Raw genomic sequence first — 13,360 nt, 5'->3', positions numbered from 1 at the left:
CTGGGAAGCCCACGACTTCATGCACGACGCCTTCCTCCAGCTAGGACACTGCATGATCCTCGCCCGCAAACTCACCCCATTCTGAAACGACCCCTAAAACTGGAAGCCCCGGCGTCCCCCACGACCGGCACGACAGCACGGGGAGAACCCCCAATTTTGCCTAAAATTGGGAATTCCAGCGCCTCTGCGACCGGTACGGACGCGTGGGCCGGCTCCCAATTTTGCCTAAAATTGGGGTTCTCGGCGTACTTCGCCGCCCCGGGGTTTCGGGGCTCGGCGTCAGGTGATCACGAAGGTTTGCGTGGTGCCGGTGAAGGCGTTGATCGAGCCGTTCCAGCCGTTCTTCCAGTTGCCGCGGTGGACGATCCGGTAGCGGCCGGCCGGGGCGTTGTCCGGGACGTCCCAGGTGATCGTCGCCGTCGAGGCCGCGACACCGCTGCGCGCCCAGTGGTACTTCGTCGACCAGTGCCGGTCGTCGGCCACGCGCCGCCACCCGCCGTCCACCTGGCGTTGGACCTCGGCGAAGGTGCCGCCGCGGCGCAGGTCGTTCTTCGGGTGGCCGGTCACGAACGCCGCCGAGACCTGTTCGCCGCGCCGGTAGCGGTTGGCGGGTTCGGTGAGCACGTCGCCGAATTCGCGGCCCGGCGGCTTGTCGTCGAAGACCACGCCGGGCTGGAAGTTGATCAGCTTGCCGCGCAGGTCGCGCGGGGCCGGCCCGGGCGGGACCGGCTTCCCGGACCGCATCGCGGCGGCCAGCCGGGTGAACTCCTGCTGGTAGGCGGGCAGCGTGTACCTGCCGAACAGGGTGGAGGCGCCCTCGTACTGCTGCGCGTCGTACTCCTCCGGTGTGGTCACGTACTGGCTGTACGCGTTGGCGTAGCCCTGCACCAGCACGTTCTCCAGCGGCACGCGCAGCTCGTCGGCGACGGCACGGCGGATCCGCAGCCCGGCCACGATGGTGAACTCGGCGGGCCCGGCCACCAGGTGCAGCTGGCCGATCCGGATCAGTTGCAGCGGCAGCACTTCCGGGCACCACGGGTAGGGCTTCATCGCGCCGAAGGGCACCGCGATCGGCTTGGGCGCCTGCGCGTCCGCCAGCCCCGCCGGGATGGGCGCGTCCGCGCCGCCGAGCCAGTCCAGGAACGGGTTGCGGATGCCCTCGGGGATCGGGAGTCCCGGGCCGTCCTCACGGCTTCCGGCGAGCATGGACACGCCGATCGCGGCGGTGCAGGTGGAGTGCTGCTCGCCGTCCGGCGTGAACCGACCGTCCACAGTGACCTTCGACATGTCCACGAAGCACATCCGGTGGTCCACCGCACCGCCGACCTGCTCCCGCGCCGCGTCGAAAGAGCGCTTGGCGGCGCGGAACTGGCGGTCGCCGATGATCCGGGTGTTCTCGAACTCGTCGTCGGTGGGGCCGGAACCGGGCGCCAGGTTCAGGTTGGGCGACATGTCGCCCGCGTTGGTCTGCGCGAAGCAGGCGACGAAGTCGTCCCCGAGCTGTTCCCAGGCGAACGCCGCATAGCCCTTGTTGTCCGAGCTGATCAGCCGGTTCTCGTTGGTCATCGAGGTGCCGTGGGTGGCGAACCAGGTGATCGCGCCGACGTCCCGGCCGCCTTGCGCGAAGCGCAGCACGGTGACCGCCGGGTCGATGGCCAGCGGGAAGTGGTCCTTGTCCGCTCGGGGGTTGAGGTCGAACGCGCTGCGCGACCGGTTCACGCTGGCGTCGGTCAGCACGGCCCGGCCCAGGTGCAGGGTGCCGGGCTTGAGGTCGTCGTGCGCTCGGGAGATCGCTTCGACGATCCCGTCCACGACGGCGTTGTAGGTCTGCTCCTGGAAGCCGAGGATCGACAGGTCGTAGGCGGCGTAGTGCGAGTCGCCGCCGCACGCGGCGTGCGTGTGCGTGGCGTTGAGCAGCACGTTCTGCTCGGTGTAGAGCTCGCCGTGGGTTTCGGCGAGCTTGCGCAGAACCCCTTGGTGCACCGACTGGAACAGCGCCCCGAGCTCGGCGGTGACGAACGCGATGCGCTTGTCGCCGTCGGCCACGACGAACGCGCGCGCGAGGGTGCGCAGGTGGATGCCCGCGGTCTGCTGCTGGGGCATCGAGTAGCCCATCATGCCGTTCTCGGCGGCCGGGCCGGTCACGTCGGCGATGCCCCGGCCGACCAGGTAGCCGGTCGGGCGGGCGGGTTCAGCGGCGGCGCTGGTGCCGCCGAGCGCCGAAGCGACCAGCGGTGCCGCCGCGGCGGCGGCCAGCACACGTCTCCTGGCAACGGGCATGTGCCTGCACTCCTCGATGAATGCGAACCAAATTCACGTTCTTGATCGAGGGGAGGCTACGTGATCCCGTTCACTCTGCCAAGGGAGCGGTCAGGCCATCAGGGCCCCGACCAAGCTGTCCTGGACCCAGGTGAGCCACTGGTAGACGCCCAGGTGCTCGCGGCGCATGTCGTCGTCGGGCACGTCGTCCGGCATCTCCTCGTCCACGTCCAGCGCCGTGCCCAGCGCCAGCCGGACGTCGTTGAGCGCCGCCAGCCACCCGTCTGCCTGCTCGCCGGTCAGCTTGACCCGGCCGCCCATCGGCGGGCACGTCTCCAGCACCAGCGCGGCCGCCCCGGTCTTGGCCTCCAGCAGCCCCGGCTCGTGCAGCGACCGCATCGCGCCGGCGGCGTCCGACTCCTCCTCGTCGGTCTCGCCGGTGATCGGGTCGCGACGGTAGAAGTCCGGCAGCAGCCGCGCCAGCACGCGGTCCTCCGGCGGCGTCGTCGGCCCGGTGCGGATGCCGGTCAGCTCGGCCAGCTCGTCCTTCGGCGCCTCGTCGGCGCGGGCGGTGAGCATGTCCTTGAGCTGCCCCACCAGGCCCCGGATGACCGCGGCCTCCTGCTGCGACAGCTCGGCCAGCACGTGACCGTTCTTGCGGGTCCAGCCTTCCACTCAGGAATCCTTCTGCATCGTCGCCCACAGGCCGGCGGCATGCAGCTTCGCCACGTCTCCCTCGACCTTCTCCTTGGAGCCCGAGGAAACCACCGCCTTGCCCTTGTGGTGCACGTCCAGCATCAACTTCGTCGCATGATCCCGGGTGTAACCGAAGATCTTCTGGAGCACGTAGGTCACGTAGGACATCAGGTTGACCGGGTCGTTCCACACCACGGTCACCCACGGCTTGTCCTCGGTACCGAGTGCATCCGGTTCGAGTTGCGCGCGCTCGATTTCAGCGGGCGAGGTCATGGCCCCATCGTCGCACGCGGCCGTCACAGCGGTGTCGACCGCACGGGCAAACCCGGCACGCACGGGGTTCGCGCTGCGAATGCGCGCCGACCACCACGTAATCTCTGCGGCATGAGCTCTCCGACGGGTAGCACCGCGCTGCTGACGGACCAGTACGAGCTGACGATGCTCGCGAGCGCGCTGCGGGACGGCACCGCGCACCGCCCGTGCACCTTCGAGGTGTTCACCCGGCGGCTGCCGGACGGCCGCCGCTACGGGGTCACCGGCGGCACCGGCCGGGTGCTCGACGCGATCGAGAACTTCCGGTTCGGCGAGGCCGAACTCGAACAGCTCGCCGCCACCCGCGTCGTGGACGAGGCGACCCTGGAATGGCTGCGCGACTACCGGTTCCAGGGGCAGGTCGACGGCTATCCCGAGGGCGAGCTGTTCTTCCCCGGCTCCCCGCTGCTGACGGTGCGCGGCACGTTCGCCGAGGCAGTGGTGCTGGAGACGCTGGTGCTGTCGATCCTCAACCACGACAGCGCGATCGCCGCCGCGGCGGCCCGGATGGTGTCGGCGGCCAACGGCCGGCGGATGATCGAGATGGGCTCGCGGCGCACGCACGAGGAAGCCGCCGTGGCCGCGGCGCGAATCGCGTACCTGGCCGGTTTCACCGCCACCTCGAACCTGGAGGCGGGCCGCCGCTACGGCATCCCGACCGCGGGCACGGCGGCGCACGCGTTCACGCTGCTGAACGACTCCGAGCGCGCCGCCTTCGAATCGCAGATCGCCTCGCTGGGCACCGGCACCACGCTGCTGGTCGACACCTACGACATCACCCACGGCATCGAGCTAGCGGTGGAGGTCGCCGGGACCGGGCTGGGAGCTGTCCGGATCGACTCCGGCGACGTCGGCGTGCTCGCCCAGCAGGCCCGCGACCAGCTCGACGGGCTCGGCGCGACGGGCACCCGGATCGTCGTCTCCGGCGACCTCGACGAGTACGCCATCGCCGCGCTGCGCGCCGAGCCGGTCGACGGCTACGGGGTGGGCACGGCGCTGGTCACCGGTTCCGGCGCACCGACCGCCGAGATGGTCTACAAGCTGGTGGAGGTCGAGGGCCGGCCGGTCGCGAAGCGCAGCTCGCACAAGACGTCCCGCGGCGGCCGCAAGGCCGCGGTGCGGCGGTACAAGGAGACCGGAACCGCCGTGGAGGAGGTCGTGTACCAGGTCGCGCCGGGCGCCTCCGAGCCGGTGCTCGGGCCGCACGACCGGTTCCTGCAGATCCCGTTGATCCGGGACGGGAAGCGAGCCGACGGCGTGCCGACGCTGGAGGAGGACCGGCAGCGGCTGCGGCACGCGCTGGTGACGCTGCCGTGGGAGGGCCTCAAGCTCTCGCACGGCGAACCGGCGATCCCGACGGTCTTCCACGAGGCCTGAGCTTCCCGCCGGGCCGGCGGCGCTCCAGAATTGCGGTAACGGCGAGGGGGACGTGATGACCAAAGCGTTGATCATCGTGGACGTGCAGAACGACTTCTGCGAGGGCGGCTCGCTGGCGGTGGCCGCCGGCGCCGGCGTGGCGACGGAGATCTCGCGGTACCTCGCGGGATTCGACCACGACCACGTGGTGGCCACCCGCGACTACCACATCGACCCGGGCGCGCACTTCAGCGACGAACCGGATTTCGTCCGCTCCTGGCCGCGGCACTGCGTCGCGGGCACCCCCGGCGCGGCGTTCCACCCGGAACTGGACGTGGGCCCGGTGGAAGCGGTGTTCTCGAAGGGCCAGTACAGCGACGGCTACTCGGGCTTCGAGGGCATCGACCTCCGGGACCGGCCGCTGCGCGACTGGCTGGCCGACCACGGCGTCCGCCGGGTCGACGTCGTGGGCATCGCGACGGATCACTGCGTCCGGGCGACGGCGCTCGACGCGGTCCGGGCAGGCCTGGACACCACGGTGCTCCTGGAACTCACGGCGGGCGTCTCCCGCGAGACGGTCGACGCGGCCCTCTCGGAGCTCGACGCCGCAGGCGTGAACCTCATCGGCGAACCCGTCGTCCGGTAGCCGCGTTTCCGCTGTTCAGGACCCGTGTGCACTTTGTGCCCCTATAGCAGCACAAAACACTCACGGTCCCTGACCTGCAGAGATGACCCCGCCGTCGGCTCTCTCGAAGCGTCACGACCACGAGCCCCTCCGCGCCCGGTTCGCGCGGCGGATCGGATAGCCCCGGCTCGCCGGGGGCATCGGGGCTCTTGGACAGGGGTGCGCGGTAGTTTCTTCTCGTGCCCACCTCTGTCCCGCGATGGTCCGACCCGGTTGCGTTCGAGCCCGACGAAGACGACGAGCTGCCACCGGAGATCGCCGCCGACCTCGCCAAGGTGGGCAGGCGGGAAGCGCCGGAACTGCCGCTGACGGCCAAGCCCAAGCAGGACATCCCGGACCTGGCGACGCTGCTGGAGATCGCGATCACCGCGGTCGGCGGCGTGCCGCGCGAGGGCCAGGCCAGGATGGCCGCCGCCGTCGAGCACTCCATCGGCTCCGGCGAGCACCTGGCCGTGCAGGCCGGCACCGGCACCGGGAAGTCACTGGCGTACCTGGTCCCCGCGATCCGGCACGCCGTCGCCGAGGGCACCACGGTGGTCGTCTCGACCGCGACGATCGCGCTGCAGCGCCAGCTCGTCGACCGGGACCTCCCCCGGCTGGCGACCGCGCTCGCCGAGGCGATCGGCCGCCGCCCGACCTTCGCGATCCTCAAGGGCCGCCGCAACTACCTGTGCCTCAACCGCGTGCACGGCAACGCGCCCGAGGAGCCCGACGACGGCGCGCTGTTCGACGCCTTCGCCGCGTCCGCGCTGGAGCGGCAGGTCAAGCGGATCCAGGAGTGGGCCACCGAGACCGAGACCGGCGACCGCGACGAGCTCGTGCCCGGCGTCACCGACCAGGCGTGGCGGCAGATGTCGGTCACCGCCAAGGAATGCCTCGGGGTGCACCGCTGCCCGGTCGGCGTCGACTGCTTCGCCGAGCGCGCCAGGGCCGAGGCCGGGCGCGCGGACATCGTCGTGACGAACCACGCGCTGCTGGCCATCGACGCGCTGGACGACCGGCCGGTGCTGCCCGACCACGACGTCGTCCTGGTCGACGAGGCGCACGACCTGGTGGACCGGGTGACCTCGGCGGCCACCGGCGAGCTGACCGCCGGCGCGGTGCGGCTCGCGGCGCGCCGCTGCGGGCGGGCCATCGACGAGGAGATCGCCGACCGCCTCGCCGAGGCCGCGGAAGGCCTGGACCTGGTGCTGCAGGCGGCGAACCCCGGCCGACTGGAAGAACTCCCGCAGGACCTCCGCGGCGCGCTGACGGTGACCCGCGACGCGGCGTGGGCCTGCATCAACGCGCTCGGCCCGGAACGCAAGGAAGACGCCGAGGGCAGCACGGCTCGCAAGCTCGCGCACGCCCTCACCGAAGAGGTCCACGACACCGCGGTGCGGCTCCTGGAAGCGTTCGACGACGAAAAGCAGTACGACGTCGTGTGGGTGTCCGCGGAGCCCAACCGCCCGCCGACCGTGCGGGCCGCGCCGCTGGGAGTCGGCGGGCTGCTGCGGGACCGGCTCTTCGGGCAGCGCACCACGGTCCTGACCTCGGCGACGCTGGCGCTCGGCGGCTCGTTCGACACGCTCGCCCGGCAGTGGGGCCTGCCGCCGCAGCAGAAGGCCCAGGCAGCCGCCGGAATGGCCACCGCGAAGGAGGTCCCCTCCGACGCCGGCGGTCCGAAGTGGACCGGGCTGGACGTGGGTTCGCCGTTCGAGCACCAGCGCAGCGGCATCCTCTACATCGCCCGCCACCTGCCGCCCCCGGGCCGCGACGGGCTGCCGCCGCAGTACCTGGACGAGCTGACCGAGCTGGTGCAGGCCGCGGGCGGCCGCACGCTCGGGCTGTTCTCGTCGATGCGCGCCGCCAAGCAGGCTTCGGAAGAACTGCGCGAACGGCTGAGCACGCCGGTGCTGTGCCAGGGCGACGACTCGACCGCGCTCCTGGTCCGCAAGTTCGCCGAAGACCCAGAGACCTCACTGTTCGGCACCCTGTCGCTGTGGCAGGGCGTGGACGTGCCGGGCGATTCGCTGCAGCTGGTCATCATGGACCGCATCCCGTTCCCGCGACCGGACGATCCGCTCGCCTCGGCCCGCCAGAAGGCGGTTTCCGAGCACGGCGGCAACGGGTTCATCACGGTGGCGGGCACGCACGCGGCGCTGCTGCTCGCGCAGGGCGCCGGGCGGCTGCTGCGCTCGCCGAAGGACCGTGGCGTGATCGCGGTGCTGGACCCGCGCCTGGCCACCGCGCGCTACGGCGGTTTCCTGCGTGCCTCGCTGCCGCCGTTCTGGACCACCCACGACCCGGAGGTCGTGCGCGGCGCCCTGCGAAGGCTGTCCGCAGCCGCATCGGAGGCCTAGCGGTACCGCAATTTCCATTGAAATTGCGGGTCCGATTTCCATTGAAATTGCGGTGATCCCGGGTCGGGGACGGTGCGGGACCGGGGTTCGGGGTTCGGGGTTCGGGGTTCGGGGTGGCGTGATCGTCGCGCAGCTCGCGGGCGGCTACCAGACCGGTGGTCCCTGTTCGACGCGGTCGAGCACCGGCCCGAGCCGGTGGAGGTCTCCGCTGGTCTGGAGCAGCCGCTCGTCCCACCAGGTGGCACCGGCCTCGGCCAGTGGTCCGATCAGGTCGCGCGCCGCCGCGGGGTCGCCCGGGCTGACACCCCCACGACCTCGAAGGGGTCGGACCGGCGATCCGTGCGATGCCGGTGGACGTAGCCGACCAGTTCCCGCACCTCATCGACGTGCGGCGGGTGTCCGTGACCGGCCGTTTGAACAAGGGGACCACGCCGTCCCGGCGGGCGGTTCGGCCACACCCCGCCGATCCAGACCGGCGGACGAGGGCGCTGCACCGAGGCAGGCAGCAGGGTCACGTCATCGACGTAGTAGTGCTGATCGAAAAGCGCACCGATACATGGTGCGCACGACCCGACACGCAGAGCGACCGAATTTCGGCAGCCCCTGCCGCCGCGGCGGTTCCGGGTAAGCGCCTCCCGTCACGGCGCCGCTGGTGCTCGGCGAGCCGCTGCGGCAACCGGACCCGAGTGGCGCGATACCACGAACGCCACAAGCCCAGCTGACCCGTTTTCGCCGATCAGGCATCGTGCGTGTTTTGTGTCGCTACAGCGACACAAGACACGCACGGGCTCCCAGCAGGCGAAAGTCAGCCGTACCGGCTTTTGTAGGAGATCGACAAGTCGGTGCTGGGCTTTCTGTTCCGGCCGGGTTGGCGGGTAGGTTGAGCTCGCCGCGCTCATCGGGCCGCCGACGCCGCCCGATTCGACGAGAACCGCTGGTGGGGAAGGCCCTGCCGGGCGGGAGGCAGTCGAGTAGGCAGCGCGGCGCGAAGCCCGGCCCGGCAGCGCCGCCGGTCGGCCATGTTGTCGATCAACCGCTAGGGAGACGTCGTGTCCGCACCACGCCAAGCCGCGCCCGCCGCGAACCTGGCCAGGACTGTGGTCTTCGCCGCATTCATCGCCGTCCTCGGGATCTTCCCCGGCTTCTACCTCGGCGGCGCGGCGGTGCCGATCGTCCTGCAGAACGCGGGTCCGCTGCTGGCCGGCAGCATCCTCGGCGCCCGCCGGGGCGGCGCGGCCACGCTGCTGTTCCTCGCCCTGGTGGCGATCGGGCTGCCGCTGCTCTCCGGCGGTCGCGGCGGCCTCGCGCCGTTCATCGGGCCCAGCGGCGGTTTCGTGATCGGCTGGGTTGCGGCGGCGGTCGTCGTCGGCCTGATCGTGCAGCGCGGCCTGCCGAAGCCGGGCCTGTTCGTGCTGCTCGCGGCTAACGTCGCGGGTGTGGCCGTGGATTACCTGATCGGCATCCCGTACTGGGGCCTGGTCATCGGCGACCTGCGCGCGGCGGCGGTGCAGTCGCTGGTGTTCCTCCCCGGCGACGCCCTGAAGCTCGTCGCCGTCTCGCTCGTCGCCGTCGCGGTGCACCGCGCCCTCCCGGCGACGCTGCCCGGCTCGGCGCGCCGCGCCACCGCCGAGCGCTGAGCGTGCTGCCGATCCTCGGCCGCTCCCCCGCTTCGCGGGTCGCGCACGCCGGAACGACGCTGGACGCTCAGGAGCTGCTCGCGCGGGCCTGCCGCGCTGCGCGGCTCCTGCCGCGCGGCTCCAGGGTCGCCTTCGACGGAGGGGACGCGCTGACGCGCTTGACCCACTTCCTCGGTGCAGACCTCGCGGGCTGCGCAACCCTGCTCGCGGAACCCACCTGGACGGAGGCCGATCGCGCAGCGGTCCTCGCCGACGCCCGTCCTGATCTCGTGCTGAACCTGGACGATCCGCCAACCGCGGACGGAAGTGAACGGACCGTTCACTCCACCTACCGGGACGAACGGTCCGTTCACTCTCCAACCGAACCGAGCGAACGGACCGTTCACCTCACCTACCGAGACGAACAGGCCACTCGCTCCACCTCAACCCAACGAACCACCCACCCCGCCAATCGAGACGAACGGTCCGTTCACTCCCCAACCGAACCGAGCGAACGGACCGTTCACCTCACCCACCGAGACGAACAGGCCGTTCACTCCACCCCAACCCAACCGACCGCCCACCCCACCAACCGAGACGAACGGCCCGGCCCATCGCCGACCGGTGTCACCGAGCTCACGCACTTCTACCTGCCCACCACCTCCGGCAGCAGCGGGTCACCGAAGGTGCTGATCCGGTCTCGCCGGTCGTGGCTGCGCAGCTTCGCCGCGCTCAACCTGCCCTTGGACTCGTCGGATCGCGTGCTGATCCCCGGTCCGCTGAGTTCGTCGTTGTTCCTCTTCGGCGCGTTGCACGCGCTCTACGAGGGCGCCGATGTCGAGCTGCTGGACAAGTGGTCCGCCGCCGGTGCGGCCGCCGGTGCGCGGCGGGCCACCGCGGTCCACCTGGTGCCCGCGATGCTCTCCGCTCTCGTGTCCACTTTGGAACGCGATCCGGTGTTGCGGGCCGAATGCGGTTTGCGCGTGGTGGTTTGCGGCGGGGCCCGGGTGGACGACTCATTGGCGGAACGGCTCGCCAAGGCTCTTCCCGGGTGCGAGCTCGTCGAGTACTACGGGTCGGCCGAGCATTCGCTGATCGCCGTTCGGCGCGGCGGTTCGCTGCGGCCCGTCGTCGACGTGGACGTGCGCGATCCCGTGGACGGCGTCGGCGAGCTGTGGGTGCGCTCCGACCTGGTCTTCGACGGCTACCTCCGCGACGGGGCGATCGTGCCCGCGACGACCGAGGACGGCTGGTCGACCGTCGGCGATCGCGCCGTGCGGCACGCCGACGGGTCGCTGGAGGTTCTCGGCCGCCTCGGCTCGGCGATCAACACCGGCGCCCGGTTCGTCGGCGCGGAGGAGGTCGAATCGGTGCTTCGCGGCGCCGAGGGCGTGCTTGACGTGCTCGTTTGCGCCAGCCCGCATCCGCGGTTCGGCGAGCTCGTCACCGCCGTCGTCGAGATCGACCCGGCAGCACCACCGTCGCTGCGCGAACTCCGCGCGCGGGCCCGCAACGCGCTGGGGCCGGCGAAACGCCCCCGGCGCTGGCTGGCGGTGCGGGAACTGCCCCGGACCGCGTCCGGCAAGCCCGCTCGCGCCCTGATCGCGGAGCGGCTGCGGACCGGAACCCTCGATGTGGAGGCGCTGTGAACCGGACCCCCGTCGTGATCGCCGCGCGTCGCACTCCCATCGGCGAAGCCGGCGGCGTGCTGCGCCACCTGGCCGTCGACCGGCTCGCCGCACCGGTGCTGCGCGCCGTCCTGGACGACGCCGGTGTGACCACAGTGGACGATGTGCTGCTCGGCAACGTGCTGGGCCCCGGCGGGAATCCGGCGCGGGTGGCGGCGTTGCGTGCCGGGTTGGGCGAGGCCACGCCCGGCATGACCATCGACCGGCAGTGCGCGAGCGGGCTCACCGCGATCACCACGGCTGCGGCGGTGATCCGCGGCGGCGCGGGCGACTGGTTCCTCGCCGGCGGCGCCGAGAGCCCGTCCACCGCTCCTTGGCGGGCGTGGCGGCCGCGGTCGGCGACCGAACCGCCCCGCTTCTACGACCGCGCACCGTTCGCGCCGGCCGAGATCGGCGACCCGGACATGGGCCCGGCGGCGGACCTGGTGGCCGCCGAGGCCGGGATTTCCCGGCAGCGCCAGGACGCTTTCGCCGCCCGCAGCCACGAACGCGCCGTGGCCGCGCGGCGAGCGGGCCGTTTCGACGCCGAACTGGTGCCGGTCGGCGGCATCGGCGCGGACGAGCGGCCGCGCGAGGGCTTCACCGCCGAGCGGCTGGCCCGGTTCCGGCCCGCGTTCACCTCGGACGGGACCGCGACGGCAGCGAATTCCTGCGGCATCAACGACGGGGCCGCCGCCGTGCTGATCACCACCGAGGAGCAGCGCCGCCGGCTCGGCGTGCCGGGCCTGCGGCTGCTGGGCTCGCGCACGACGGGGGTCGACCCGAACCGGCTCGGCCTGGGCGCGGTGCCCGCCATGCGGGAACTGCTCGAGCAGCACGAGCCGGAGGTCGTCGAGTTCAACGAGGCCTTCGCCGGGCAGACCCTGGCCTGCCTGGACGCCGCGGGCATCGACGAGCGGCTGGCCGGCCCGGACGGCGGCGCGATCGCGCTCGGCCACCCCTGGGGTGCCTCCGGCGCGGTGCTCGTGGTGCGGTTGTTCGGCCGGATGGTGCGGGCGGACGGGCCGCGCGTGGGCCTGGCGGCGCTGTCCTCCGGCGGGGGTTTGGGCGTGGCCACGATGTGGGAGCGAGTGGGTTGATCGAGTTCGAGGACGTCGGGCACAGCTACGACGAGCGCACCGTGCTGGACGGCGTGGACCTGCGGCTGGCCGAGCGGCGGGTCGCCTTCGTCGGGGCGAACGGCTCCGGCAAGTCCACCCTGGCCCGGATGATCAACGGCCTGGTGCACCCCAGCCGCGGCCGGGTGCTGGTCGACGGGGTGGATCCGGCGCGCAACGGCCGCGCGGTGCGGCGGCGGGTGGGGTTCATCTTCACCCACCCGGACAGCCAGATCGTGATGCCCACCGCGGGCGAGGACGTCGCGTTCTCGCTGCGCAAGCAGGGCCTTTCCAAGGCGGAGCGGCAGCGCCGGGCGGCGGAGGTGCTGGCCCGGCACGGGCTGGAGGGCTACGCCGAGCACCCGGCGCACCAGCTCTCCGGCGGACAGAAGCAGCTGCTGGCGCTGTGCTCGATGCTCGTCCTGGAACCGGACGTGCTGGTCTGCGACGAGCCGACGACGCTGCTCGACCTGCGCAACAAGCGGCACTTCATCGACGTCCTGAACGGGCTGCCGCAGCAGGTCGTGCTGGTCACCCACGACCTGGACCTGCTGGACGGCTTCGACCGGGTGGTGGTGCTCGACGCGGGCAAGGTGGTCGCCGACGGCGAACCGGCCGCGGCCATCCCGTTCTACCGGGAGCTGATCAAGTGAGCCCGCTCGGCCTGTACGAGCCGGGGAACAGCCCGCTGCACCGGCTCGGCGCGGGCTGGAAGTTCCTGGCGCTGCTGGCCTTCGCGGTGCTGACCTTCGTGCTCGGGTCGCCGCTGGCACTGGGCGGATGCGTGCTCGCGGTCGCGGTCGCGTACCTGGTCGGCCGGATCCCGCCGCGCCGCTGCTGGCAGGCCGTGCGGCTGCTGATCCCGTTGCTGCTGGTGGTCTTCCTGCTGCAGTGGTGGATGCTCGGCCTCGACACCGCCGCCGTGGTGTGCCTGCGGTTGCTCGGCGCGCTCACCGCCGCCAACCTCTTCACCCTGACCACCAGGGTCGACGACCTGGTCACCGCCGTGGAGCGCGGGCTTGGCCCGCTGCGGCGCTTCGGCGTCCGGCCGGAGCGGATCGGCCTGCTGGTGGGCCTGACGCTCCAGGCGGTCGCAGCCCTGTCGACGATCGCGACGCAGGTGCGCGAAGCGCAACGGGCCCGGAATGCGGAGCGCTCGTTCCCCGCGTTCGCGGTGCCGTTCCTGGTCCGCACGCTCCGCCACGCCGACGAACTCGGCGAAGCCCTCGCGGCCCGCGGCGTCGGCGACGACTGACCCGTGCGTGAGCGCTCTGGGCGCCGTTTTCGCGCGAAACCGGCGTTCGCCACG

12 protein-coding genes are annotated in these 13,360 nt (G+C 71.9%); 9 read left to right on the top strand and 3 right to left on the bottom strand.

The genetic code is table 11. The features are described 5' to 3' along the window. Positions 1-279: 279 nt before the first annotated feature. From AC07EQ_RS16165 to clpS, 3 genes are all read right to left on the bottom strand, one after another. Positions 280-2,280 carry a neutral/alkaline ceramidase gene (locus tag AC07EQ_RS16165; RefSeq protein ID WP_478388719.1) on the bottom strand — a complete coding sequence of 667 codons (2,001 nt, stop codon included), beginning with the start codon at positions 2,278-2,280 and terminating at the stop codon, positions 280-282. Between the two features lie 90 nt (positions 2,281-2,370). After that, a complete protein-coding gene (locus AC07EQ_RS16160; protein WP_478388718.1) occupies positions 2,371-2,934 on the bottom strand; it encodes a DUF2017 domain-containing protein in 564 nt (187 codons plus the stop codon). Beyond that, a complete protein-coding gene (gene clpS / locus AC07EQ_RS16155; RefSeq protein WP_010693751.1) occupies positions 2,935-3,228 on the bottom strand; it encodes an ATP-dependent Clp protease adapter ClpS in 294 nt (97 codons plus the stop codon). Positions 3,229-3,339: 111 nt separating this feature from the next. On the opposite strand from clpS, the gene AC07EQ_RS16150 reads away from it, so the two are divergent. From AC07EQ_RS16150 to AC07EQ_RS16110, 9 genes are all read left to right on the top strand, one after another. After that, on the top strand, positions 3,340-4,644 hold the full coding sequence (locus AC07EQ_RS16150) for a nicotinate phosphoribosyltransferase (protein WP_478388717.1): 1,305 nt from the start codon (positions 3,340-3,342) through the stop codon (positions 4,642-4,644). A gap of 55 nt (positions 4,645-4,699) precedes the next feature. Continuing rightward, positions 4,700-5,269 (top strand): isochorismatase family protein, encoded by a 570-nt coding sequence (locus tag AC07EQ_RS16145; RefSeq protein WP_478388716.1) that lies wholly within the window; start codon positions 4,700-4,702, stop codon positions 5,267-5,269. A gap of 218 nt (positions 5,270-5,487) precedes the next feature. After that, positions 5,488-7,650, top strand: coding sequence for an ATP-dependent DNA helicase (locus tag AC07EQ_RS16140; RefSeq protein ID WP_478388715.1), 2,163 nt, complete (start codon positions 5,488-5,490; stop codon positions 7,648-7,650). Between the two features lie 344 nt (positions 7,651-7,994). Continuing rightward, positions 7,995-8,372 carry a CGNR zinc finger domain-containing protein gene (locus tag AC07EQ_RS16135; protein WP_478388714.1) on the top strand — a complete coding sequence of 126 codons (378 nt, stop codon included), beginning with the start codon at positions 7,995-7,997 and terminating at the stop codon, positions 8,370-8,372. A 327-nt stretch (positions 8,373-8,699) separates the two neighbouring features. Next, a complete protein-coding gene (locus tag AC07EQ_RS16130) occupies positions 8,700-9,287 on the top strand; it encodes a biotin transporter BioY (RefSeq protein WP_478388713.1) in 588 nt (195 codons plus the stop codon). A 2-nt stretch (positions 9,288-9,289) separates the two neighbouring features. Further along, positions 9,290-10,915 carry a class I adenylate-forming enzyme family protein gene (locus tag AC07EQ_RS16125; RefSeq protein WP_478388712.1) on the top strand — a complete coding sequence of 542 codons (1,626 nt, stop codon included), beginning with the start codon at positions 9,290-9,292 and terminating at the stop codon, positions 10,913-10,915. Further along, positions 10,912-12,033, top strand: coding sequence for a thiolase family protein (locus AC07EQ_RS16120; RefSeq protein WP_478388711.1), 1,122 nt, complete (start codon positions 10,912-10,914; stop codon positions 12,031-12,033). Before AC07EQ_RS16125 ends, AC07EQ_RS16120 begins: the two co-directional genes overlap by 4 nt. After that, positions 12,030-12,704 (top strand): energy-coupling factor ABC transporter ATP-binding protein, encoded by a 675-nt coding sequence (locus AC07EQ_RS16115; RefSeq protein ID WP_478388710.1) that lies wholly within the window; start codon positions 12,030-12,032, stop codon positions 12,702-12,704. Before AC07EQ_RS16120 ends, AC07EQ_RS16115 begins: the two co-directional genes overlap by 4 nt. Continuing rightward, a complete protein-coding gene (locus tag AC07EQ_RS16110) occupies positions 12,701-13,306 on the top strand; it encodes an energy-coupling factor transporter transmembrane component T family protein (RefSeq protein ID WP_478388709.1) in 606 nt (201 codons plus the stop codon). The genes AC07EQ_RS16115 and AC07EQ_RS16110 overlap by 4 nt, the downstream gene beginning before the upstream one ends. Positions 13,307-13,360: the final 54 nt, after the last annotated feature.

Source organism: Saccharopolyspora sp. NPDC045839 (assembly GCF_056431645.1).
The sequence above is the reverse complement of the archived record's forward strand: the minus strand, read 5'-3'. Positions and strand labels throughout refer to the sequence as shown.

Coding starts and splice junctions, on each gene's coding strand:
- AC07EQ_RS16165 (WP_478388719.1), bottom strand. CDS start 2,280: ATGCCCGTTGCCAGGAGACGTGTGCTGGCCGCCGCCGCGGCGGCACCG.
- AC07EQ_RS16145 (WP_478388716.1), top strand. CDS start 4,700: ATGACCAAAGCGTTGATCATCGTGGACGTGCAGAACGACTTCTGCGAG.
- AC07EQ_RS16135 (WP_478388714.1), top strand. CDS start 7,995: ATGCCGGTGGACGTAGCCGACCAGTTCCCGCACCTCATCGACGTGCGG.
- clpS (WP_010693751.1), bottom strand. CDS start 3,228: ATGACCTCGCCCGCTGAAATCGAGCGCGCGCAACTCGAACCGGATGCA.
- AC07EQ_RS16150 (WP_478388717.1), top strand. CDS start 3,340: ATGAGCTCTCCGACGGGTAGCACCGCGCTGCTGACGGACCAGTACGAG.